Genomic DNA, 22,098 nt, shown 5'->3' with positions numbered 1-22,098 from the left:
GTGCCCGAGCAGGTGAGCCGACGTGCCGTGGCGGCCGGGCTGGTGCTCGCCGCCGTCTCCCTCGCGCCGGCCGCCGCTCCGCTGCCCGGCGCGCCGATCCTGCCCCAGGCGGTACGCGGCCTGTGGCCCGGCCCGTACGCCGTGCGCCGCGGCAGGTGGTCCACGGTCGTGGGCCACGACGCCACGGGGCTCGGCGAGCTGGCGCGCAGGGCCGACACGGCGGGCCGCCGGGTCTCGGCGGTGCTCGCCCGCCCCGTACGCCCCTTGATCGTCGTACCGGCCGGCGCCCGCGAGGCGGCCGCGCTGGCCCGGGTGGGCGGCGTGGACGGCCTGGCGGCACTGGCCGACGGCGAACGGGTGATCGTCGTGCCCGAGTCGTTCGCCAGGCTCAACCCCACGGGCAGGGACGTCGTCCTCGCCCACGAGCTCACCCACGTCGTCGCCGGCACCGCGGGCCTGCCCGTCTGGCTGTACGAGGGCTTCGCCGACTACGTCGCCTACCGCGACGCCGGGCTGCCCGTGACGGTCGCCGCCGCCGAGCTGGCCGCCGAGGTGCGGGCCGGACGCCTCCCGACCGATCTGCCGGGGCCTGCGGCTTTCGCGGCGAACGGCGCCGACCCGGCCGCGCTCGCCCGGGCGTACCAGGAGGCCTGGCTGGCGTGTCGCTTCCTCGCTGACCGGTTCGGTGAGGGGACCCTGGTGAGGCTCTACCGTGCGGCCCGCGCACGCGGGACCGATCGGGCACTCGCCGCGCTCGGGCTCTCCGTCGCGACGCTGACCGCGCGGTGGCGCGCGTACGTGCGGGATCAGCTCGTGTGAAGGGGAGGCAGATGAGCGAACGACAACACCCGGACGGCCGGGAGACGGACCGCGCGGAGGCCGAGGGGGCGAAGGACGGCACCCGGGCGGCTGAGGAGGCGCTGGCCACGGTGGGCGCCACCCACCCGCCCGGTGCGCCCGCCGGAGGCGGCGCCCAGGACGCGGAGGCCGCAGGCGGGCAGGAGGGCGCGCGGACCCCGGACGAAAAGGCCGCGGCAGGCGGCGCGCAGGCGGACCCGCCGGCCTCGGACCCGCCGGCCTTGGACTCGCCGGCCTCGGACGCGGACGGCGGAAAGGCGGACGTTCAGCGCTTGACCAGCGGGAAGGGGGCGGGCATGGACGAACGCGGAACGACCACCCCGGCCCTGCGCCGCCAGGCGGCCCTGGCGCTGGTGCTGCTCGGCATCGTGATCATCGCCGTGGCCGCGTTCACCACGCCCTGGGACGTGCTGACCGGAGGGCCGCCCGATCCGGCCCGCGACTTCACCGCCGCCCAGATCGCCAAGGGAGAGGCGTTCGACGCGGCGACCAGCCTGCCGAGCTACCTGTCGCTGGCGCTCACCCTCATCTCCGCCGGGGTGCTGGTGGCCACCCCGTTCGGCGCGAAGGTACTGGCCTGGCTGAGGGGCCCGTGGTGGCTGCGGGTGATCCTCGGCACGGTGGTGATCACGGCGATCATTGAGGCGCTCCGGTGGCCCCTGGGCGTGTGGTTCGAGACGATCCTGCGCGAGTACGGCCTGTCCACGCAGGACTGGGCCGGCTGGACGGCCGACCGGCTGAAGAGCCTGGGCGTGGAGACGTTCCTGCTCTGTCTCATGCTGGTGGTCCTGGTGGCGCTGGCCCGCAAGGTGCGGCGCTGGTGGATCCCGGCGGCCGCAGGGGCGTTCGCGTTCACGGTGGCGGCCTCGTTCGCCTACCCGGTGATCTTCGAGCCGCTGTTCAACGACTTCACCCCGATGCCGCAGGGCACGCTGCGGACGAACCTGCTCGACATGGCCGCGCGCGACGGCGTGCCGGTGGAGGATGTGCTGGTGGCCGACGCCTCGCGCAGGACGACGGCGCTCAACGCGTACGTGTCGGGCTTCGGCGCCACCCGCAGGATCGTCGTCTACGACACGCTGCTGCAGGCGCCGCAGAAGGAGGTGGAGCTGGTCGTGGCGCACGAGCTGGGGCACGCCAAGTACGACGACGTGCTGCACGGCACGCTCATCGGCGCGCTCGGCTCGGCCTTCGGCGCGATCCTGCTGTATGTGATCTTCGATCCGCTGCGGCGGCGTACGAAGGTGATCTCGATCACCGACCCGCGGGCGGTCGGCGCGCTCATGGGGCTGATGACGATTGGCGGGTTCCTGCTCGGCCCGGTTACGAACCTCATCAGCCGCCACATCGAGGCCAGGGCCGACGTGCACGCGCTGGATCTGACGCGGGATCCGGCCACGTTCATCGCGATGCAGAAACGCCTGGCCACCACCAACATTTCCGACTTGACGCCGAATGCGGTGGAATATGTGCTCTATGCCTCCCATCCGTCGAGTCCCGAGCGCATCGCCATGGCCCGCGCGTGGGCGCGGCTGAACGGCGTACCCCTGCCGTGACGCATCCCGTGCTCTTCGTCACGAACGACTTCCCGCCCCGCGCGGGCGGGATCCAGTCGTTCGTGCACGGACTCGCGCTGCGCACGCCGGGCGTGACGGTCTACGCCCCCGCCTGGCCGGGCAGCGCCGAGTTCGACCGGCGCCAGCCGTACCGCGTGGTGCGGCACCCGACGCGCCTCATGCTGCCCACCCCGGCCGTCGCCCGCAGGGCCGCCGGCCTGGTGGCCGCGTGCGGTGCGCGGACCGTGGTGTTCGGGGCGGCGGCGCCGCTCGGCCTGCTCGCCCCGCGCCTGCGCCGGGCGGGCGCCGAGCGGATGGTGATGCTCACCCACGGCCACGAGGCGTCGTGGGCGAGCGCGCCCGGCTTCCGCGCGGTGCTGCGCAGGATCGGAGAGCACGCGGACGTGATGACGTACCTGGGCGACTACACCCGCGCCCGGCTCGCCGCCGTCATCTCACAGGACAAGCTGGTACGGCTCGCGCCCGGCGTGGACGTCGAGCAGTTCCGGCCCGCCCCGGCCGGCCGGCCCGCCAAGGCCCGGCTGGGGCTGGCGGGCCGCCCGGTGGTGGCGTGCGTGTCGCGGCTGGTGCCGCGCAAGGGCCAGGACCGGCTCATCGAGGCCTGGCCGCGGGTGCTGCGCTCGGTGCCGGACGCGGTGCTGCTGCTGGTCGGCGGCGGCTCGTACCGGCGGACCCTGGAACGGCTGGCCGCCGGGCACGAGTCGATCAGGTTCGCGGGCACGGTCCCCGCCGCCGACCTGCCGGACTACTACGCGGCGGCGGACGTCTTCGCCATGCCGTGCCGCACCCGCCTGCGCGGCGTGGACGTGGAGGGGCTCGGCATCGTGTTCCTGGAGGCGTCGGCGACCGGGCTGCCGGTGATCGCGGGCCGGTCGGGCGGCGCCCCCGACGCCGTACGTCCCGGAGAGACCGGCCTCATCGTGAACGGCGAGGACCCCCGCGAGATCGCCGAGGCCGTGATCGAGCTGCTCACCGACCCCGACAAGGCACGCAAGATGGGCGAGGCCGGCCGCGAGTGGATCGCCGCCGAGTGGTCGTGGGACCAGGTGGCCGCCCGCTTCCGCGCCCTGCTCTGACGGGCGTCACCCCTTCGTCGACCCCAGCGTCAGACCGGCCACGAACTGCTTGTGCAGGAGCTGGAAAACGATCAGCGTGGGCAGCGCCACCAGCATCGCCCCGGCGGCCAGCAGGTTGTAGTCGGTGAAGAACTGGCCGCGCAGGTTGTTCAGCGCCGAGGTGACCGGCAGCTTGTCGCCCGACGACATCAGCACCAGCGCCCACAGGAAGTCGTTGTACATCCAGGTGAACTGCAGTGTGCCCAGCGCCGCCAGCGCCGGACGGCACAGCGGCAGCGTCAGCGTCCAGTACCGCCGCCACACCCCCGCGCCGTCCACCAGCGCCGCCTCGGAGATCTCCTCGGGGATCGTGCGCATGAAGTTCGCCAGCACGAACACGCAGAAGCCGAACTGGAACGCCACGTGGATGAGGATCAGCCCCAGGTAGGAGTCGTACAGCGCCTGCGAGTCCGACAGCCACACGGGCAGCGGCACCAGCGTGTAGAGCGTGTAGAGCGGCGTGATGAGCACCTGCGGCGGCAGCAGGTTGCCCGCGGTGAACACGATCAGCAGCGTCTTGCGCCCCGGGATGCGCAGCCGGGCGATCGCGAACGCGGTGAACGAGGCCAGCAGCAGCGTCACCAGCACGCCGGGCACCACGACGTACAGCGTGTTGAGGTAGTAGCGGGGCAGCTCGGCCTGCGTCCACGCCTGCGCGTAGTAGTCGAACGTCAGGCTCTCCGGCAGCGAGAAGTAGCCCAGGCGGGCGGTCTCCTCGTACGGGCGCAGCGAGGCGTACACGGCGAGCGCCGGCGGCACCAGCCAGCCCAGCGCCACCAGCAGCAGGAACGCGTGCAGCAGCACCCGCAGCGGCCGGACCGGGCGGCGCGCCGGCGGCTCGGCCGCCTGCGACGGGGGAGCGGGGGCGGGGGCGGTGACCGTCATCGCTCCTCCTTGAACAGCTGCGACAGGTACGTCGCGATGGACCCCAGCGAGATCACCAGCAGGATCACCGCGATCGCCGAGCCGAAGCCGATCCTGCTCGCCTCGCCCACGATGTTCTCCGTGACCAGCACCGACAGCAGCTCGAGACCGTTCCTGCCCTTGTTGATCGCGTAGACGATGTCGAACGCCCGCAGCGCCTCGATCACCGTGATCACCAGCACGATCACGTTGACCGGCCGGAGCGCGGGGAAGACCACGCGGAAGAACGCCTGCCGCTCGTTCGCGCCGTCGATGGCCGCGGCCTCCTTCAGCGCCGGATCGACCGCCTTGAGCCCGGCCAGATAAATGATCATGACGTAGCCGACGTGCCGCCAGGCCGCCGCCACCATGACCACCCAGATGTTGATCGACCGGTCGCCCAGCCAGTCCACGTTCAGCCCGGTCACCGCGTTCAGCACGCCGTAGTCGGAGGAGTAGACGAGCTGGGCGATGAAGCCCACCACCGCGAGCGACAGCACCACCGGCATGTAGAGCGCGCTCTGGTAGAACCGCGACAGCCGCAGCCGCCGGTCCAGCAGCACCGCGCAGAACAAGCCGAACGGCGTCGCCACCAGCCCGAGGAAGGCCAGCCACAGCACGTTGTTGCGGACCGCCGACCAGAACGGCGGATACTCCGCCGCGAGGTCGTGGTAGTTCCGCCCGCCCACCCACTCGATGGGCCCGATGCCGCTCCAGCTCGTGCCGGACAGCCCGATGGAGGCCAGCGTGGGCCCCCAGATGAGGCCCACGTTGATGGCGATGGCCACCCCCAGCCCGATGACCAGCACGGTCACGTCGCGGGCGGAGTAGCGATGAGTCTTGACGGCCATCAGCGGAAGATGTTCGCCTTCTGCTGCTCGATGCCGGCCAGCAGGGAGTCGATCTCGTTGGGTTTGTCGATGAACGTCTGCAACGACGGGATCATCACGGTCGACGCGAAGTCGGGCCGGGTGTCACGGTCGAGGAACTGCGCGATGTGCTTGACCCTCGACACCAGCTCCGCGCCGCGCTTCTGCAGCGGGCTGTAGCCGGAGGTGTCGGCCTTGGAGCCGGCGGCCAGCGTGCCCGGGTCCATCTTCGTGGCGATGTTCTGCGCGGACGCCTGCGCGAAGTGCTTGAGCAGGGCCTTCGCGCCCTCCACGTTCTTCGCCTTGGCGGAGATCATGTAGCCGTCGATGGGGGCGTCGATCGAGTCGGTGCCGTACGCCGGGTTGATCTCCGGGAAGGTGAAGAAGTCCAGGTCGTCCCGGTCGGCCTCGGGGAACTGCTGGGCGACGAACATCCCGAGCAGATACATCCCGGTCTTCTTCTGTGCCAGCGACTGGCCGGCCTCCTGCCACGTCCGCCCCAGCGCGGCCGGCTGGTGGAACTCCAGCAGCCCCCGCCACGTGTCGAACACCTGCTTCACTCGCGGATCCGTCCACGACTCCTTGCCGCCCATGAGCGAGATGTGGAAGTCGTAGCCGTTGATCCGCATGTTGAGGATGTCGAACGTGCCCATCGCCGGCCAGCCGTCCTTGTCGGCGAACGCGATCGGGATGAGGCCGTCCGCCTTCATCTTCCTGCACAGCGCGGTGAGGTCGTCCAGCGTCGCGGGCGGCTCGTACGCCTTCTCCTCCCACAGGCTCTTGCGGTAGAAGACCGCCCACGGATAGTAGGTGAACGGGACGAAGTACTGCTTGCCGTCCACGCCCGTCGACTGGTCCTTGAAGGCCTGCGTGTAGTCCGCGCCGATCTCCCGCCACACGTCCGAGATGTCCACCGCAAGGCCCTGCTGGGCGAAGAACTGCATCCGGTACCCGGCGAACCAGGTGAAGACGTCCTCCGGGGTGCCGCGCAGGTAGCGGTTGATGTTCTCCTGGAACGTGTTGTGATCGACGGTGTTGATCCTGACCGTGGCCTGGGTGAAGCCCTCGACCACGGCTTCCAGCGTCTTCTTGGGGATCTCGTCGGAGGCGTTCGAGCCGATCGTGACCGTGCCCAGATCGCCTCCTCCTCCGGGGGATGGGGCGTCCGATCCGCAGCCTGCCAGGACGGCGGGGACGCCGAAGGCGGCGGCTCCTAAGAGAAGATTGCGGCGGGAGATCGGCGATGGTTCCATGTGGGTGCCTCCTTGCCGGACCCTTCACGTTCCCCCGAATTCGCTCACTTTCCTTCATCGAAAAGCCCACATTTCGGACTGTCAACGCACGGTTTCGTGACAGATTCCGAGACACTCCAACGTGCGCACGCACCGGGGGAGCGGCGCGCGCCGCCCGCCGGGGTCGCAGATCGCTCGACCCGCGCCCGCAACCGCTTGCCGGCGCGATCGGGGCGTGGGGCCGAGGCGGGGGTGGGGCGCCGGGCCCGGTTGGGCGTGAGGCCGAGGTGAGGGTCGCGTCTCGTCGGGGCCGGTGAGGTACGGGGTCGCGTCGGGAACGGTGAGGTGCGGGGGCGCGGAGCACGGGCTCCGTCACCGTGCTCGCGGACGTACGCGCGCAAGCGCTTGCCGCCGTCAAGTACGACGGAGGATCGGAGGAGCGCGGGCACGGCGCGGCCGTTGCGCACCTGCCCGCCCGCGGGCGGTCGGGCGCCGCGCCGCAGCCGGTCGCGGTCTGCGACCCGGCGACCGGTGAGCACGAGGAGGCCGCGCCCGAAGGCGGCCCAGGCGACATGGAGGGCGTCGGCGACGCCCCTCGGCCACCCGAGGGCAGGGAGACTACGACTGGAAGTCGTAGATGGCGTCGATCTCCTTGGCGAAGTCGCGCATCACCAGGTTGCGCTTGACCTTGAGGGTGGGCGTGAGGTGGCCGCTCTCCTCGGTGATGTCCGCGTCGAGGACGACGAACTTCTTGATCTGCTCGGCCTTCGACACGAGCGCGTTCGCCCGGTCCACCGCCGCCTGGATCTGCGCCAGCACCTCGGGGTCGGACTTGAGCGAGGAGACGGTGGCGCCCTCCGGCAGGGCCTCGGGGTCGAGGGTGATGAGGGCGGCGACGAACGGCCGCCCGTCGCCGATGACCATGGCCTGGGAGATCAGCGGGTGTGCGCGCAGCGCGTCCTCGAGCGGCCCGGGGGCGACGTTCTTGCCGGCGGCCGTCACCAGGATCTCCTTCATGCGCCCGGTGATGCGCAGGTAGCCGTCCTCGTCGAGCTCGCCGACGTCGCCGGTGTGGAACCAGCCGTCGGCGTCGATCACCTCGGCGGTGGCCGCCTCGTTCTTCCAGTAGCCGTGGAAGACGTTGCGGCCCTTGGCCAGGATCTCGCCGCTGTCGTCGATGCGTACGGTGACGCCGGGCAGCGGCTTGCCGACGGTGCCGATCTTGTTGGCGCCGGGCAGGTTGACCGAGACGGGCGCGGTGGTCTCGGTGAGCCCGTACCCCTCGAAGACCTCGATGCCGACGCCGCGGAAGAAGTGGCCGAGGCGGTCGCCGAGCGCGGAGCCGCCGCTGATCGCCGCGGAGAGCCGGCCGCCGGTGGCGGCGCGCAGCTTGCCGTACACCAGCTTGTCGAAGATCGCCCGCTGCAGCCGCAGTCCGAGCGGCGCGCCGCCCGAGCTTTCGGCCTTGCTCCAGGCCACCGCGACGTCGACGGCGCGGGCGAAGATCTTGCCCTTGCCGCCGGCGATGGCCTTCTGCTCGGCGGCGTTGTAGACCTTCTCGAACACGCGGGGCACGCCCAGCAGGAACGTCGGCTGGAAGCTCTGCAGGTCGGGGGCGACGTTCTTCATGTTGGGCGTGTGGGCGATGATCGCGCCGGCCTCGACGAGCGCCACCTGGATGATGCGGGCGAAGATGTGCGCGAGCGGCAGGAACAGCAGCGCGGCCGGCTGCCTGCCCGCGAACAGCGGCTCCAGCGGCCCGCGGATCACGTTGCGGGCGGTGAACAGGAGGTTGTCGTGGGTGATCCGGCAGCCCTTGGGACGCCCGGTGGTGCCGGAGGTGTAGACGACGGTGGCCAGGTCGGCGGAGGTGACCTGTTCCCTGCGGGCGCTCACGTCGGCGTCGGTGACGCCGCCGGTGTCCAGCGCGGCGTCCACCCGCCACAGCGCCTTCAGCTCGGGCGCGGCCTCCTTGACGGCCTGCTCGTGCGTGTCGAGCTCGACGAACGCGGCCTTGGCCGCGCTGTCGGCGAGGATCCACCGGATCTGCTCGACGGAGGAGGTCTCGTAGATCGGCACGGTGACCGCGCCGATGGTCCAGAGCGCGTAGTCGATGAGCGTCCACTCGTAGCGGGTGCGCGACATGAGCGCGACCCGGTCGCCGTGCTCGATGCCGGCCGCGATGAGGCCCTTGGCCAGCTCGACCACCTGATCGCGGAACTCGGCCGCGGTGACGGCGGGCCAGCCCGACTCCGTCTTGCGCCGCATGACCACGGCGCCCGGCTCCTGCTCGGCACGCCGGAAGACGGTGTCGGGCAGGCCGGCGTCGGCAGGCACATCGACCAGGACGGGGACGCTGTACTCGCGCACGAACTCAACTCCTCTTCGGGCTCCGCCTGGACGTTACCGTCTGAAGTTACGCGCCGGTAGCTCTGTCATTGAGGCGTTATGAACGGTCTTTCACACACGCTAGCAAGCCGGAGTCCGTCCTGCGGTGACGCGCGGGCGGCGGGCGAGCGCGCCGGGCCGGGGACGGCGCGAGCAGGAGGAACGGCGGGAACCAGACGGCGGGCGGGCGCGCCGGGTCAACGGCGGCGCGGGCGGGCGGGGCGGCGGGAATCGGGTGGCGGGCGGGCCGACGGCGGCGCGAGCGGGCGGGACGCCGGGAATCGGGCGGCGGGCGGGCGGCGGGCGGCGGGCGCTCGCGCATAGGATCTTCGCCATGAGGGTCCACGTCGTCAGCGACGTCCACGGCAGGGCGGACGCGCTCGCCAAGGCGGGTGACGGAGCCGACGCGCTCATCTGCCTCGGCGACCTGATCCTGTTCGTCGACTACGACGACCACGCCAAGGGCATCTTCGCCGACCTGTTCGGCGCCGAGAAGGCCGCGGAGTTCATCGCGCTGCGCACGGCCAAGCGGTTCGACGAGGCCAGGGCCATGTCGGCGGCGCTGTGGGCGACGCTCGACGGCGACCCGCGCGAGCACATCGAGCGCAACGTCCGGGCCCAGTACGCCGCGCTCTTCGAGGCCATGCCCACCCCCGCCTACCTCACGTACGGCAACGTCGACCTGCCGCGCCTATGGTCCGACTACCTCAGGCCCGGCCACCAGGTGCTCGACGGGCAGGTGGCGGAGATCGGCGGGTGGCGGTTCGGGTTCGTCGGCGGCGGGCTGAAGACGCAGTACCGCACGCCGTACGAGATCAGTGACGAGGAGTACGCCGCCAAGGTCGAGGCGCTCGGCGAGGTGGACGTGCTGTGCTGCCACATCCCGCCCGCGCTGCCCGAGCTGCTCTACGACGTGGTGGCCAGGCGGTTCGAGCGGGGCAGCGAGGCGACGCTGGAGGCGATCAGGCGGACGCAGCCGCGCTACGCCCTCTTCGGCCACGTGCACAACCCCCTGCACGCGCGCGCCCGCGTGGGCCGCACCGAGTGCGTGAACGTCGGCCACTTCCGCAGCCGGGGCGTCCCGTACGTCCTTGAATGGTGATCTGCGGCCTTACGCCGTCACCGGTGGATTGTGCACTAACGTGGTCGCCATGGCTGATCGGACCACTTCGAGCACCACGATCGGCGCGACGCGCGCCGACATCATGGCGGTCATCGCCGACTTCCCCAGCTACCCCCAATGGGCCGGCCAGATCACGAGCGCCGAGGTCCTGACCAGCGACGACGACGGCCGCCCGAGCACGGTCCGCTTCACGCTCGACGCCGGGCCGATCAGCGACACCTACACGCTCGGCTACACCTGGCAGGGCGACGACGCCGTGAGCTGGCAGGTGGTCGAGCCCGGGAAGATGGTCTCCGACCTGCGCGGAAGTTACCGGCTCTCCGAGTCGGGCAGTGGCACCGATGTGACGTACGAGCTGACGGTCGACCTCAGCGTCCCCATGATCGGGCTCATCAAGCGCAAGGCCGAAAAGGTCATCGTGGACACCGCGCTGAAGGGCCTGAAGAAGCGCGTCGAAGGCCGCTGAGGTGCATCCGCGGGTACTGCTCTTCACCGGCAAGGGCGGCGTCGGCAAGACCACGGCGGCGGCCGCGACGGCCACGCTGGCGGCCAGGCGCGGGCTGAAGACGCTGCTCGTCTCCACCGACACGGCGCACTCGCTGGCCGACGCGCTCGCGGCCGAGCCCGGTGAGATCGCGCCCGGCCTGCACCTGCACCAGGTGGACACGCAGAAGTCGATGGAGCGCCACTGGGGCGAGCTGCGCGACTACGCCAGGAACGTGCTGGCCGAGCTGGGGCTCGACGAGATCACCTCCGAGGAGATCACCGTCCTGCCGGGCGCCGAGGAGCTGATCGCGCTGCTGGAGCTGCGCAGTCACGCCCGCGGCGGCTGCTGGGACGTCATCGTGGTCGACTGCGCGCCGACGGCCGAGACGCTGCGGCTGCTCGCGCTGCCCGAGGCGCTCGACTGGCACGTCAACCGGCTCATGCCGGTCGGGCGCAGGCTGATGCGGCTGGCCGCGCCGTTCGTGCGCGGCGTCGCCAAGGTCAGCGCGCCGGGCGACGAGGTGATGAGCGCGGGCGAGCGCTTCCACCGCGGCCTGATGGAGGTGCGCGAGCTGCTCACCGGCGACCACGCCTCGGTGCGGCTCGTGTTCACCCCCGAGTCGGTGGTGCTGGCCGAGGCCAGGCGCACGCTGACCTCGCTCAGCCTGTACGGCTACCGCGTCGACGCCGCCATCGCCAACCGGGTCTTCCCGGGCGAGGACGCCGACGAGTGGCGCAGCGGCTGGGTGGCCGCACAGTCGCGGCTGCTGGCCGAGGCCGAGCAGTCGTTCGCGCCGCTGCCCATCCACGTCGTGCCCTACCTGCCCGCCGAGCCCGTCGGCAAGGACGCGCTGGCCGAGGTGGGCGCCGCGATGTACGGCGAGTCCGACCCGTTCGCCCCCCACTCCGTACGCCCGCCGCTGCGGATGAGCGCCGACGAGCTGGAGCTCGCGCTGCCCGGCGCCGACCGGGGCGATGTCGATCTGGCCCGCAAGGGCGACGAGCTGATCGTCACCGCGGGCCCGTACCGCAGGATCCTGGCGCTGCCGGCGGCGCTGGCCCGCAGGCAGATCAGGGGGGCGACGCTGCGCGACGGTGTGCTTCGCGTCACGTGGTCCGCCGAGGGAGCGAATCCGCGACCTGATGAGTTGAATGGATGAGCGACCCCACGAGCTTGGAGGACCACGATGACCGAGAGCAGCGACAGGAACGGCAGAGACCCTTATCGGGACACCGCCCGCGAATCCGCCGGTGACAGCGGAGAGGGCACCCGGGGCGGTGCCGAGCGGGACCCCATCGGTACGGTTGCCGACGAGGCGCGCAAGCTGTTCGAGTCGCTTCAGGAGCGGGCCACCCGCCAGGTCGGCAAGAGCGTCTTCGACTCCGTCGCCGACACGCTGAGCGGCACGTTGGGCGGCACGTTGGGCGGCACGTTGGGCGGCGCGGTCGGCGGGCGGTCCCGCAGGGAGCGCGACGTGTGGGAGGAGGCCGTCTCCGAGCCCCACGACGAGTACATCTGCCGGGCCTGCCCGGTGTGCCGGGCGATCGCGGCGCAGCGCGAGTCGGGCAACGACGTGGCCGGCCACCTGGTGGCCGCGGGCGGTGAGCTGTTCGCCGCCTTCCGCGGCGCGCTCGACGCACTGAGCAGGCCGGCCCCGCGCGGGCCACGTGACCGGCGCGACGAGCCTCGCGACGATCGCGGTCATCGCGACAACGTTCAACATATAGATCTGGGATAGGGAGACACGCGGCAATGCTCACGATCGGTGTCGACATCGGCGGGACGAAGGTGGCCGCCGGTGTGGTCGACGACAACGGCGAGATCGTCGAACACACACTCAGGCCCACCGCCGCCGACCGCCCCGACAAGGTGGCGGAGACGGTGGCCGACGTCGTTCGCGAGCTGTCCGAGGGCCGCGACATCGAGGCGGTGGGAGTCGGCGCGGCGGGTTTCGTCGACGAGAGCCGCTCCGTCATCCGCTTCGCGCCCAACCTGGCCTGGCGCGAGGAGCCGCTGCAGAAGAAGATCAGCGGGCTGGTCGGCCTGCCGGTCGTGGTCGAGAACGACGCCAACGCGATGGCCTGGGGCGAGACCAGGTTCGGCGCGGGCAGGGGTCAGTCCCACGTGGTCTGCCTCACGCTCGGCACCGGCATCGGCGGCGGCCTCGTCTTCGACGGCAGCCTCTACCGGGGGCGCTGGGGCATGGGCGCCGAGCTGGGCCACATGCAGGTGCAGCCGGGCGGGCGCGAGTGCGGCTGCGGCAACATCGGCTGCTGGGAGCAGTACGCCAGCGGCAACGCCCTGGTCAAGGAGGCCAGGAAGCTGGCCGACGAGCACCCCGAGCGGGCCGCCACGCTGCTCGCCCTGGCCGGCGGCAAGATCGAGGGCGAGGAGGTCACCGAGGCCGCCAGGAAGGGCGACGAGGTCTCCCTTGAGGCGTTCCGCAGCCTGGCCGACTGGCTCGGGCAGGGCATGGCCGACCTCGCCGCCATCCTCGACCCCGGCTGCTTCATCGTCGGCGGCGGCGTGTCCAGGGCCGCCGACCTGTTCATCGACCGGGCCAGGGAGGCGTTCGCCGAGCGGCTGACCGGGCGCGGGCACCGGCCGCTCGCCGAGATCCGGCTCGCCGAGCTGGGCGCGTCGGCGGGCGTGGTGGGCGCGGCCGACCTGGCGAGGCGACGCTAGGGCCCGTGGCGGTCCCGGTCCGGGTCGCGACGTACAACCTGCACGGGCTGCGCGACGACGTCGCCGCGCTGGCCAGGGTCATCGCCGGGCTGCGCGCCGACGTGCTGTGCGTGCAGGAGGCGCTCAGGTTCGGCCGCTGGCGGGCCAGGAGGGCCGCGCTCGCGGCCCGCGCCGGGCTCGCCGTCGCCACCCACGGCAGGGTGGGCGGCGTCGCCGTGCTCACCGGGCCGCGCGTGCGCGTGCTGCACGCCGAGCACCATGCGCTGCGCGCCTTCCGCGGGCTGGAACGCCGCGCGCTGGCCGTGGCCGTCGTGGAGCCCGTGCGGCACCAGGGCGGCGGCGGGGGCGGCGATGCGGCCGTGCGGAGCGAGAGCGGCGGGGCGCGGCTGGCCGTGGGCTCGTTCCATCTCGACCTCGACCAGGCGGCGAGGACGTACCACGCCGCCGAGATCACCGCGATCATGGAGGACGTCGCCGCCCGCCACGGCGCCTCGGTCGTGCTCGGCGGCGACGTCAACGAGCAGGACCACCAGCCGGCCTGGCGGCACCTGGCCGCCCGGCTGGCCGACTGCCACGCCGAGGCCCCCGCGGGAGGCGGTCCCACCTTCCCCGCGCACGGCCCGCACCTGCGGATCGACGCGGTGTTCGCCGCGCGCGACACCCCGGTCGTGTCGTGCGCGGTGCCCGCAACCGGATCCGACGCGGTGCGTGCCAGTGACCATTTCCCGGTCGTGGCGGAGTTGAGAGTTGGGCACTAGCGGGCAAGACCGGCGGGCGAGCCCGTAGCATTTCCTACATGACCCGTCGCTCTCAGCGGCGTGCGCTCTCTCTGATCTTGGCGACGTCCGTGGCCTTGACGCAGGTCACGCCCGCCGCGCATGCCGATCCCCGGCCCGCCGCCGAAGCGTGGCAGCAGTCGAGCAGCGTGCGCCTGCAGGCAGACGGCTCGCTGTCCGACGTGCTCGCGATCACGCCCGACGACGTGTGGGCGGTCGGCCAGCAGGAGATCTGGGACGTCTGGAAGAACCGCGGCACCATCCGCCACTGGAACGGCAGCAGGTGGTCCGAGATCGGCATCCGCGACGCCACCGCCGCGGGCAACCTGCGCAGCCTCGCCGCCGCGTCGGCATCCGACGTGTGGGCGGTCGGCGACGGGCACGACGGGCTGCCGTACCTCGCCCACGGCGACACCAGCGGGTTCGACAGGGTCAGGCCGCCGGGGCTGCGCGCCGGCGACTGGCTGGGCGGCATCGACGCCAAGCCGGGGCGGGTGGTCGCGGTCGGCAGCCGCGAGAAGAACGGGCTCATCATCACCGGCCAGGGCGGCACCTGGACCGTGCAGCAGACCAAGGAGAAGGGCGCGCTCTACGCGGTCTCCGACGGCTTCGCGGTCGGCGACACCGGCACCAGGCCGCTGATCGTCCACTACACGGGCGGCTCGTGGAAGTCCATGACGCTGCCCTCCATCCCCGGCGGCTACCTGCGCGACATCCAGGTCGACAGCCCCAAGCGGGCGGTGGCCGTGGGCGGCGTCTACCGCGGCCCGGGCGACATCTCGCCGCTCGCCCTCATCTGGAACGGCAAGCGCTGGAGCCGCCTGCGGCTGCCCGGCTCGTCCGAAGCCAGGCTCTACGGCGTCACCGGCGACGGCAAGGGCCGCTACTGGATGACCGGCTACGACCCCGAGCACGCCAACGTGCCGTTCATGCTGCGCTGCGAGAAGGGCTCCTGCACGATCATCAGGGGTGCCGCGCAGAAGGACAGGAACAGCGTGCGCCTGCAGGCCGTCACCTACTTCGCGGACAAGGGCACGGTCTGGGCGGTCGGCCACGCGGTCGATTCGGACGACCAGTACACCGACGTGGTGGAGTCGTTCGTGCCCAAGACGAGCACGCAGAAGTCCTGACCCGTGCCCCGGCCACGTCCCGGGTGCACGTGAGACGGCGCTCATGGCGCTTCTTGAGAGCGCCGTCAGCGGGCGGCGCCGTCAGCAGGCGGCGCCGTCAGCAGGCGGGCGCCGGCCGGAGGCGGCGCTCACAGGCGAGAGCCGTTCCGCGGCGGACGCCGCTCAGCGCGCGCCCGCCTACAGGCGGGCCGTTCTACAGGCGGGCACCGTCGTCCCAGCCGGAGTCGTTGGGCGGGCCGTCGCCCATGCGCACGACCAGCGCCACGAAGCCGCCGATGAACGCCGCCACCGCCGTGAACAGCGCCCACCCCTCCATGTGCCAGCTCGCCATGGCCGCCACCAGGAGGTAGGCGGGCCCGCCGAACAGCGCCACCCACGCCAGCTTGGTCGGCAGGTCGAGCTTGGGCAGCGGAGGCGGCGGCGGGGGCACGTAGTGGCCCTCGTCCTCCTCGTCAGGGCCGGCCGCGTCGTCGGCGTCGTCGAGGCCGCCGTCGATGCCGTCGTGCAGCGTGGCGCCGTTGACGCCGGGCTCGGCCTCGGACGGCTTGACCACCCGGCGGGTCGGTTCGGCGGGGAGGTTCTCGCTGTCCGGCCATGGCTGGTCGGCCGAGTCGCGCTCGGCTGTGTCGTTGAAGGACGCGACGATCTGCCGCCAGACCTCGTCCTCGTCACTCTGGGGCGTCACCTAGATGGGCCTCTCCGCAGCGATCGCGACTTCCCCCTGGGTGCGATCAGTCCCTCTGCAAGGGTACCGAGGCATGTGTCCGGATGAAGTCGAGGCTCCCGGCAAAGATCCTGTCGGCATCATTGTCCAGCGTCGCAACATGGTAGCTATCGGTAAGCTCCTCGATCGTGGCCTGCGGGACCTTCGCGCGGATGATCGCGACACTCGTCGGCTTCACCACGTGGTCCTCCGTGCTGCGGAAGACCAGCAGCGGCTGCGTCACCTTCGCCAGGTCGGCCTGCACCAGCGACCACAGGCTCGGCAGCGAGGCCGCGGCCTTGACCGGGGTGCGGGTGTAGGCCAGCTCCGTCACGCCGGGCTTCTTGACGTCGTTCGCGACGCCGGGCACCGACGGGACGAACCACTTGAGCAGCGGAGCCAGCCTCAGCAGCGGCACGTCGAGCGCGATCGAGGGGTTGACCACCATCACGCCCCTGATCGCCGGGCCGTGCACCTCGGCGAGCCGCAGCGCCAGGCAGCCGCCCAGCGACAGCCCCGCCACGAACACCTCCGTGCAGCGGCCCTGGATATCGGCGAACGCCTTCTCCACCTCGGCGTACCAGTCCTCCCAGCGAGTGCGGTTCATCTCCTGCCACGTCGTGCCGTGACCGGGCTGGCGGGGCAGCGACACGCTGATCCCGTGCCCGGCGAGGTACTCACCCCACGGCCGCAGCGACTGCGGCGTTCCGGTGAACCCATGGCACAGCAGCACGCCCACCGGGCCTGCATCATGGTGGTAGGGTTCCGCGCCTGGCATGAGCGGCATAACAGCTCCTCCGTGCTGTTTCATTCCGGCGATTTCCGCCGGAACGGCCCGATCGTCGCACGTTCTGGGGTAATTGTGCGAGAGGCGCGGTAGGAGCATGGCCCGCGAGGTGGGAAGATGACTCTGCCGATCTCGACGACGTGAGCAGGAAGAGGTGCCAGGTGTTCTACTGGGTGGTCAAGGCCATTCTGGGGCCGTTCCTCCACCTCGTGTTCCGGCCCTGGACCGAGGGTGCGGAAAACGTGCCCAAGCACGGGCCCGCCATCCTCGCCGGAAATCACCTGTCCTTCGCCGACCACTTCTTCGGCCCGCTGCAGATCCGCCGCAAGGTCATCTCGCTCGGCAAGGCCGACTACTTCACCGGTAAGGGCATCAAGGGCTTCTTCACCCGGATGTTCTTCAGCGGCGTCGGCACCGTGCCCATCGACCGCTCGGGCGGCAAGGCCAGCGAGGCGGCGCTGCGCACCGGCCTGCGCATCCTGCGCGAGGGCCAGATCCTCGGCATCTACCCGGAGGGCACCCGCTCGCCCGACGGCCGCCTCTACAAGGGCAAGACCGGTGTGGCCAGGCTCGCGCTGGAGTCGCGTGCGCCGGTCATCCCGTGGGCGATGATCAACACGCACGAGATGATGCCGCCTGGGCGCCTGTTCCCCAAGCTCGGCATCCGTCCCGGCGTGCGGTTCGGCAAGCCGCTCGACTTCTCCCGCTACTACGGCATGGAGGACGACCGGCTGGTGCTGCGCGCGGTGACCGACGAGATCATGTACGCGCTCATGGAACTGTCGGGCCAGGAGTACGTCGACAAGTACGCCGCGAGCGCCCGCGTGGAGATGGAGCGCGCGGCCCGCGCCGCGGCCGCCGGCAAGAGCTGACCCGGCTGCGCGAGCCGGCATGAGCCGGCCCGGAGTGCGTTCCGGCATGAGCCGACCCGGGCGCGCGAGCCGGCCCGGTCTCCCACGTCCTCTGCGGGCGGTGTCCCGGGCGCGCCCGCGAGGGGCGGCCGGGACGGTCAGGCGGAGGCCGGGGGGCGGTCAGGGGGAGCGTGCAAGCCGGGGGCGGCCGGGAGGCCGGGCGGTGGAGGATACAGGCCGGGTCGGTCAGGCGGGGGAGCGTAACGCCTGCTCCGCCCTGCGCATGGCGTCCGTCATCGCCTGCAGCTCCTCGCGGCTGAGCCGGTCGATGAGGTAGGCACGTACGACCTCCAGATGGCCGGGCGCCACCCGCTCCAGGCACCGCATGCCCTCGTCGGTGAGCACGGCGAGCACGCCCCGGTCGTCCGACGGGCAGGTCTCGCGCGCCACCAGCCCCGCCTTCTCCAGCTGGGTCACCTGATACGTCAGCGCGCTCTTCGACGCCACCACCCCCCTGGCCAGCTCGGTCATGCGCATCCTGCGCCCGGGGGCCTCGGAGAGCCGCACCAGGATCTCGTACTGCGGGTGGGTGAGCCCGGCAGTGGACTTGAGCTGCTCTTCGATGCGGCGCTCAAGCAGGTGGAAGGTGGACAGGAAGGCGCGCCAGGCGGCCATCTCCGTCGAGTCCAGCCATCGGGGGTCCGTCACCGGCTCAGTGTACTGTCGTTCGAATTTGAACCATCACTGCTAGAGTGGTCGTTCAAATCTGAACATCTCACGAGGAGCACGCATGGTGGATCAGGCGCGTCCCGTCGTTCTGCTGCTCGCCAGGGTCGCCGTCGGGGTGATCTTCCTGGTGCACGGCTACCAGAAGTTCGCGACGATGGGCATCGCGGGCACGACCAAGTTCTTCGAGTCGGTGGGCATCCCGCTGGCCGGCATCGCCGCGCCCGCCGTGGCCGCGCTGGAGGTGCTCGGCGGTCTGGCGCTGATCCTCGGCGCCGCGCTGCCCATCGCGGGAACGCTGCTCGCCCTCGACATGGTGGGCGCCATCGTCTTCGTGCACGGCGCCAACGGCCTGGCCGGCGAGGGCGGCTACGAGTTCGTGCTGGCGCTGGCCGCGGCCAGCCTGGCGGTCGGCTTCACCGGCGGGGGAGCGTTCGCGCTCGACAACGTCCTGCCGCGCCGCCGCAGCGCACCCGTCATCGCGTAACCGCGGTCGCGAAGCCGCGCAGTGCCCCCCGTGAGAGCGGCCTTCACGCCTTGCGATCATCCGGCGCCGCGTTCCTCCGCATAGCGGGGAACGCGGCGCCGACCACGTTCCGCACCTGAGACCGCAGCCACGCGTGCCCGGGATCGGCGTCGTGGCGCGGATGCCACGCCTGCGACAGCGTCATCTCCGGCAGATCGAACGGCAGCGGGAATGTCACCAGCCCCAGCGCCTCGTACATCGGCCGGGTGAGCCGCTCCGCCGTCAGCCCCACCAGCTCCGACTCGCGCACCGCCAGCAGCATCGCGCCGAACGTCGGCACCGAGCCCGCCACTCGCCGCGACAGCCCCATGGCGGCCAGCAGCTCGTCCACCGGCCCCGCGCCGCGGCCGCGCCGGCTCGCGATCACGTGCTCGGCCGCCGCCAGCCGCTCGGGCGTGACCGGGCCGTCGAGCAGCGGATGCCCGGGACGTACGACGCCGACCGCCCGATCGGCGAGCAGCGGCTCCACCCGCGTCTCCGGCTCCGGATCGGCGATCACCGTCAGCACCAGGTCGGCGCTGCCCCTGCGCAGCGCCGGCTCGTCCTCGTGCCCCTCGGGGATGAAGTGGAAGCGCACACCCGGCGCCGCCGCCCGCACCTCGGTCAGCAGCGGCACGCTGAGCGCCGTGATCATCGCGTCGGACGCCAGGATCACGAACCGCCGCTCCAGCGTGGCCGGATCCGGCTCCTCCTGCGGGGTGAACACCTTGCGCGCCGCCTCCACCAGCGCCCGCACCTCGCCCTGAACGGCCAGCGCCCGCGGCGTCGGCACCATCTGCCGCCCCGACCGCACCAGCACCGGATCGCCCATCGCCCGGCGGATGCGCCCCAGCGTGCGGCTCATCGCCGGCTCCGACAGGTGCAGCCGCCGTGCGGCGGCCGAGACGCTGCCCTCCTCCAGCAGCGCGTCCAGCGCGATCAGCAGGTCGAGGCTCGCTTGCGTCCGACGCATATATCACCTGACAAAGATGCATTTGAGGTCATGTCCGGTCCGAGTCTACGGTGAAGCCCGCGGGAGGCCTCCGCCCACGTTCACCCCATCTCTGACCGGAGCTTTCGCATGCCTCCAACCGCTTCCATGACCGGCCCGGACACGGGCCATCCCGCGCGCACCCGGATCACCGCCCTCATGGCGGCCTCCGTGATCGTCGCGGTCTCCCTGGTGGCCGCCGTCAACCTCGCCATCCCCGTGCTGCTCGCGAGCGAGCTGCACCCGTCGCCCGCCCAGCTCACGTGGATCGTCGACGCGTACGTCATCGTCTTCGCCTGCCTGCTCATCCCCGCGGGCGCGGCCGGCGACCGCTACGGGCGCAAGGGCGTGCTGCTGGCCGGGCTCGCCGTGTTCGCGGCCGGCTGCCTGGCCGCCGCGCTCGCCCCCGGCACCGGCACGCTCATCGCCGCCCGCGCGCTGAGCGGCGCGGGAGCCGCCCTGATCATGCCCTCCTCGCTGGCCCTGACCGTCGGCGCGCACCCCGCCGCCCTGCGCGGCCGGGCCGTCGCCACCTGGACCGCCGCCACCGGCATCGCCGGAGTGATCGGCAACCTCGGCGGCGGGCTGATCATGGAGTACCTGCCGTGGCGGGCGCTGTTCGCCGTGCCGGCGCTGCCGGCACTCGCGCTCGCGGCGCTGGTGGCCGTCGTGGTGCCGCGCGTGCCCCGGCACCCCGCCGCGCTCGGACTCACCGGTACGGCGCTGCTCACCGCCGCCTCCGTGGCCCTGCTCGCGGGCATCATCGAAGGCCCGGAGGCCGGATGGGCGAGCGTGCCGGTGCTCGGCGCGTCCGGGGCGGCCATCGTGCTCTTCGCGGTGTTCGTCGCCCACCAGCTCCGCGCCCGCACGCCGCTGCTCGACCCGCGCCTGTTCGCCTCCGCGCGGCTGCGGGCCGGCACGCTCGGCATCGCGGTGACCTTCTTCGGGCTGTTCGCGCTGTTCTTCGTCAACGCCCGCTACCTGCAGGAGGTCAAGGGGTTCTCGCCGCTGCTGACCGGTGCGGCGATCCTGCCGGTCGCCGTCCCCATGATCACCCTCACCCGGATGGCGGGCCGCTTCCGCCCGCGCGCCGCCGTCGCGGCGGGATTCGCCGGGAACGCGGCAGGCCTCGCGCTGCTGTCGTTCGCCGACGCCGCCATGCCGTACCCGCTCTACGCCGCGGGGCTGGTGGTCATGGGCGCCGCCATGGGGCTCGCCGTGCCCGTGCTGTCACACGAGATCATGGCGGCGCTGCCGCGCGAGCGCGCGGGCCTCGGATCGGGGCTCAACAGCGCCACCCGCGAGCTGGGCAGCGCGGTCGGGGTGGCCGTCATGAGCACGGCCATGACCGCGTACGGGATGGGCGCGGGCTTTCGCACCGTCGCCGCCGTCGTGCTGGCCGGCGGGCTGCTGACCGGCTGGTGGCTCAGGACAGGTGCGCGCGGATCTGCCTGATGTGCTCGGGTGTCGTACGGCAGCAACCGCCGATCAGCGACGCGCCCGCCTGCTGCCACTCCTTGGCCGCCTGGCCGAACTCCACCGGGTCGGCCAGGCCCGCCCACCGGTGGTTCTCCGCGTCCCACGTCTCGCCCGAGTTCGGATAGACCACCACGGGCAGCCCGCCCGACAGGCTGCCGATGAGGCCCGGGATGTGACGCGGCGCCGTGCAGTTGGCGCCCACGGCCACCACGTGCGGGTTGCCGCCGAACAGGGCGGCCGCCTCGGCGATCGGCGTGCCGTCGCACAGCCGCTCGCCGTCGCGGCACGAGAAGCTCACCCACGCCTTCACCCCCGGCGTGGCGGCCAGCAGCCGGGCGAGCGCCCGCGCCTCCGGATAGGACGGGATCGTCTCGCAGGCCAGCAGGTCCGCCCCGGCGTCGGCGAGGATCTCCCAGCGGGGGCGGTGCCAGGCGTACAGGCCGTCCTCGTCGAGGTCATAGTCGCCGGTGTACTCGGCGCCGTTGGCCAGATAGGCGCCGTACGGGCCCACCGAGGCCGCCACCAGGCCCCGCCCGTGCTCGTCGCGGGCCTGCGCGGCCAGCTCGACCGACAGCCGCAGCAGGCGCTCCGCCTGGGCGGCGCCGAGCCCGCGCCGCGCGAAGCCCGGCAGCGTCGCCTGGTAGCTGGCCGTGATCGCCACGTCCGCGCCCGCGGCGAAGTAACACGCGTGCGCCTGCCGGATCAGCTCCGGCTCCTCCACCAGCAGCCGCGCCGACCACAGCTCGTCGCGCAGGTCGGCGCCGAGGCTCTCGAGCTGGGTGGCCAGCCCTCCGTCCAGGACAAGAGTCGTCACCCGTTCAGCCTACGAGCCGCCACGCGCACCTGGCGCCCCAGCCGGACGCGATCGACCACGCGGTCGATGAGGGCGCGGGCCCGCGGCCTCGTCCGGATG

At 72.2% G+C, this 22,098-nt stretch carries 22 protein-coding genes; 13 read left to right on the top strand and 9 right to left on the bottom strand.

The genetic code is table 11. From position 1 onward, the window contains the following. Genes ACGFIM_RS09640 through ACGFIM_RS09630 form a run of 3 tightly spaced genes read left to right on the top strand, consistent with a single transcriptional unit; the run spans position 1 to position 3,511 of the window. Complete coding sequence (locus ACGFIM_RS09640) at positions 1 to 819, top strand: hypothetical protein (protein WP_393197323.1); 819 nt, start codon at positions 1 to 3, stop codon at positions 817 to 819. 11 nt (positions 820 to 830) lie between these two features. Continuing rightward, positions 831 to 2,414 carry a M48 family metallopeptidase gene (locus ACGFIM_RS09635; protein ID WP_393197320.1) on the top strand — a complete coding sequence of 528 codons (1,584 nt, stop codon included), beginning with the start codon at positions 831 to 833 and terminating at the stop codon, positions 2,412 to 2,414. Then, positions 2,411 to 3,511, top strand: coding sequence for a glycosyltransferase family 4 protein (locus ACGFIM_RS09630; protein ID WP_393197317.1), 1,101 nt, complete (start codon positions 2,411 to 2,413; stop codon positions 3,509 to 3,511). Before ACGFIM_RS09635 ends, ACGFIM_RS09630 begins: the two co-directional genes overlap by 4 nt. Positions 3,512 to 3,517: 6 nt before the next feature. Here the strand turns inward: ACGFIM_RS09630 and ACGFIM_RS09625 are convergent, their stop codons facing one another. The 4 genes from ACGFIM_RS09625 to ACGFIM_RS09610 all read right to left on the bottom strand — a co-directional run bounded on the left by ACGFIM_RS09625 (position 3,518) and on the right by ACGFIM_RS09610 (position 8,924). Then, positions 3,518 to 4,435: a carbohydrate ABC transporter permease gene (locus tag ACGFIM_RS09625; RefSeq protein WP_393197314.1), complete on the bottom strand. Its 918-nt coding sequence runs from the start codon at positions 4,433 to 4,435 to the stop codon at positions 3,518 to 3,520. After that, the gene (locus ACGFIM_RS09620) at positions 4,432 to 5,304 is read right to left on the bottom strand and encodes a carbohydrate ABC transporter permease (RefSeq protein ID WP_393197311.1); all 873 of its coding nucleotides are present in this window, start codon (positions 5,302 to 5,304) and stop codon (positions 4,432 to 4,434) included. The genes ACGFIM_RS09625 and ACGFIM_RS09620 overlap by 4 nt, the downstream gene beginning before the upstream one ends. Further along, the gene (locus tag ACGFIM_RS09615) at positions 5,304 to 6,575 is read right to left on the bottom strand and encodes an ABC transporter substrate-binding protein (RefSeq protein WP_393197308.1); all 1,272 of its coding nucleotides are present in this window, start codon (positions 6,573 to 6,575) and stop codon (positions 5,304 to 5,306) included. Before ACGFIM_RS09615 ends, ACGFIM_RS09620 begins: the two co-directional genes overlap by 1 nt. 597 nt (positions 6,576 to 7,172) lie before the next feature. Then, entirely contained in the window at positions 7,173 to 8,924 is a 1,752-nt protein-coding gene (locus tag ACGFIM_RS09610; RefSeq protein WP_393197305.1) for an AMP-dependent synthetase/ligase, read from the bottom strand. A gap of 352 nt (positions 8,925 to 9,276) precedes the next feature. Here ACGFIM_RS09610 and ACGFIM_RS09605 point away from each other — a divergent pair, with 352 nt between their 5' ends. Genes ACGFIM_RS09605 through ACGFIM_RS09575 form a run of 7 tightly spaced genes read left to right on the top strand, consistent with a single transcriptional unit; the run spans position 9,277 to position 15,143 of the window. Continuing rightward, entirely contained in the window at positions 9,277 to 10,044 is a 768-nt protein-coding gene (locus ACGFIM_RS09605; RefSeq protein ID WP_393197302.1) for a metallophosphoesterase, read from the top strand. Positions 10,045 to 10,093: 49 nt separating this feature from the next. After that, a complete protein-coding gene (locus ACGFIM_RS09600) occupies positions 10,094 to 10,531 on the top strand; it encodes an SRPBCC family protein (protein ID WP_393197299.1) in 438 nt (145 codons plus the stop codon). Position 10,532: 1 nt separating this feature from the next. Then, the gene (locus ACGFIM_RS09595) at positions 10,533 to 11,711 is read left to right on the top strand and encodes an ArsA family ATPase (RefSeq protein ID WP_393197296.1); all 1,179 of its coding nucleotides are present in this window, start codon (positions 10,533 to 10,535) and stop codon (positions 11,709 to 11,711) included. 27 nt (positions 11,712 to 11,738) lie between these two features. Further along, positions 11,739 to 12,290 carry a hypothetical protein gene (locus tag ACGFIM_RS09590; protein ID WP_393197293.1) on the top strand — a complete coding sequence of 184 codons (552 nt, stop codon included), beginning with the start codon at positions 11,739 to 11,741 and terminating at the stop codon, positions 12,288 to 12,290. A 14-nt stretch (positions 12,291 to 12,304) separates the two neighbouring features. Continuing rightward, the gene (locus ACGFIM_RS09585; protein WP_393197290.1) at positions 12,305 to 13,237 is read left to right on the top strand and encodes an ROK family glucokinase; all 933 of its coding nucleotides are present in this window, start codon (positions 12,305 to 12,307) and stop codon (positions 13,235 to 13,237) included. A 5-nt stretch (positions 13,238 to 13,242) separates the two neighbouring features. Continuing rightward, on the top strand, positions 13,243 to 13,995 hold the full coding sequence (locus ACGFIM_RS09580; protein ID WP_393197287.1) for an endonuclease/exonuclease/phosphatase family protein: 753 nt from the start codon (positions 13,243 to 13,245) through the stop codon (positions 13,993 to 13,995). A gap of 38 nt (positions 13,996 to 14,033) precedes the next feature. Beyond that, on the top strand, positions 14,034 to 15,143 hold the full coding sequence (locus ACGFIM_RS09575; protein ID WP_393197284.1) for a hypothetical protein: 1,110 nt from the start codon (positions 14,034 to 14,036) through the stop codon (positions 15,141 to 15,143). 193 nt (positions 15,144 to 15,336) lie between these two features. On the opposite strand, the gene ACGFIM_RS09570 is transcribed toward ACGFIM_RS09575, so the two are convergent. Both ACGFIM_RS09570 and ACGFIM_RS09565 read right to left on the bottom strand, forming a co-directional pair. After that, positions 15,337 to 15,828 (bottom strand): hypothetical protein, encoded by a 492-nt coding sequence (locus tag ACGFIM_RS09570; protein ID WP_393197281.1) that lies wholly within the window; start codon positions 15,826 to 15,828, stop codon positions 15,337 to 15,339. Positions 15,829 to 15,874: 46 nt separating this feature from the next. Further along, positions 15,875 to 16,633 (bottom strand): alpha/beta hydrolase, encoded by a 759-nt coding sequence (locus tag ACGFIM_RS09565; protein WP_393197278.1) that lies wholly within the window; start codon positions 16,631 to 16,633, stop codon positions 15,875 to 15,877. Positions 16,634 to 16,794: 161 nt separating this feature from the next. Between ACGFIM_RS09565 and ACGFIM_RS09560 the strand changes: the two genes are divergently transcribed. Next, positions 16,795 to 17,505 (top strand): lysophospholipid acyltransferase family protein, encoded by a 711-nt coding sequence (locus ACGFIM_RS09560; RefSeq protein ID WP_393199694.1) that lies wholly within the window; start codon positions 16,795 to 16,797, stop codon positions 17,503 to 17,505. Between the two features lie 225 nt (positions 17,506 to 17,730). On the opposite strand, the gene ACGFIM_RS09555 is transcribed toward ACGFIM_RS09560, so the two are convergent. Beyond that, complete coding sequence (locus ACGFIM_RS09555) at positions 17,731 to 18,192, bottom strand: MarR family winged helix-turn-helix transcriptional regulator (RefSeq protein ID WP_393197275.1); 462 nt, start codon at positions 18,190 to 18,192, stop codon at positions 17,731 to 17,733. Between the two features lie 82 nt (positions 18,193 to 18,274). Between ACGFIM_RS09555 and ACGFIM_RS09550 the strand changes: the two genes are divergently transcribed. Beyond that, positions 18,275 to 18,697, top strand: a complete 423-nt coding sequence (locus ACGFIM_RS09550) for a DoxX family protein (protein ID WP_393197272.1) — start codon at positions 18,275 to 18,277, stop codon at positions 18,695 to 18,697. 43 nt (positions 18,698 to 18,740) lie between these two features. On the opposite strand, the gene ACGFIM_RS09545 is transcribed toward ACGFIM_RS09550, so the two are convergent. Next, entirely contained in the window at positions 18,741 to 19,688 is a 948-nt protein-coding gene (locus tag ACGFIM_RS09545; protein WP_393197269.1) for a LysR family transcriptional regulator, read from the bottom strand. Between the two features lie 126 nt (positions 19,689 to 19,814). On the opposite strand from ACGFIM_RS09545, the gene ACGFIM_RS09540 reads away from it, so the two are divergent. Further along, a complete protein-coding gene (locus ACGFIM_RS09540) occupies positions 19,815 to 21,161 on the top strand; it encodes an MFS transporter (protein ID WP_393197266.1) in 1,347 nt (448 codons plus the stop codon). Here ACGFIM_RS09540 and mmuM read toward each other — a convergent pair. Beyond that, a complete protein-coding gene (gene mmuM, locus ACGFIM_RS09535; RefSeq protein WP_393197263.1) occupies positions 21,133 to 21,999 on the bottom strand; it encodes a homocysteine S-methyltransferase in 867 nt (288 codons plus the stop codon). The genes ACGFIM_RS09540 and mmuM overlap by 29 nt on opposite strands. Between the last annotated feature and the right edge of the window lie 99 nt (positions 22,000 to 22,098).

This window comes from Nonomuraea sp. NPDC049309 (assembly GCF_043196965.1).
Lineage (GTDB): Bacteria > Actinomycetota > Actinomycetes > Streptosporangiales > Streptosporangiaceae > Nonomuraea > Nonomuraea fastidiosa.
This window is presented reverse-complemented; position numbering and strand designations above follow the sequence as displayed.

Coding starts and splice junctions, on each gene's coding strand:
- ACGFIM_RS09635 (WP_393197320.1), top strand. CDS start 831: ATGAGCGAACGACAACACCCGGACGGCCGGGAGACGGACCGCGCGGAG.
- ACGFIM_RS09625 (WP_393197314.1), bottom strand. CDS start 4,435: ATGACGGTCACCGCCCCCGCCCCCGCTCCCCCGTCGCAGGCGGCCGAG.
- ACGFIM_RS09620 (WP_393197311.1), bottom strand. CDS start 5,304: ATGGCCGTCAAGACTCATCGCTACTCCGCCCGCGACGTGACCGTGCTG.
- ACGFIM_RS09615 (WP_393197308.1), bottom strand. CDS start 6,575: ATGGAACCATCGCCGATCTCCCGCCGCAATCTTCTCTTAGGAGCCGCC.
- ACGFIM_RS09605 (WP_393197302.1), top strand. CDS start 9,277: ATGAGGGTCCACGTCGTCAGCGACGTCCACGGCAGGGCGGACGCGCTC.
- ACGFIM_RS09600 (WP_393197299.1), top strand. CDS start 10,094: ATGGCTGATCGGACCACTTCGAGCACCACGATCGGCGCGACGCGCGCC.
- ACGFIM_RS09590 (WP_393197293.1), top strand. CDS start 11,739: ATGACCGAGAGCAGCGACAGGAACGGCAGAGACCCTTATCGGGACACC.
- ACGFIM_RS09585 (WP_393197290.1), top strand. CDS start 12,305: ATGCTCACGATCGGTGTCGACATCGGCGGGACGAAGGTGGCCGCCGGT.
- ACGFIM_RS09575 (WP_393197284.1), top strand. CDS start 14,034: ATGACCCGTCGCTCTCAGCGGCGTGCGCTCTCTCTGATCTTGGCGACG.
- ACGFIM_RS09565 (WP_393197278.1), bottom strand. CDS start 16,633: ATGCCGCTCATGCCAGGCGCGGAACCCTACCACCATGATGCAGGCCCG.
- ACGFIM_RS09550 (WP_393197272.1), top strand. CDS start 18,275: ATGGTGGATCAGGCGCGTCCCGTCGTTCTGCTGCTCGCCAGGGTCGCC.
- ACGFIM_RS09545 (WP_393197269.1), bottom strand. CDS start 19,688: ATGCGTCGGACGCAAGCGAGCCTCGACCTGCTGATCGCGCTGGACGCG.
- ACGFIM_RS09540 (WP_393197266.1), top strand. CDS start 19,815: ATGACCGGCCCGGACACGGGCCATCCCGCGCGCACCCGGATCACCGCC.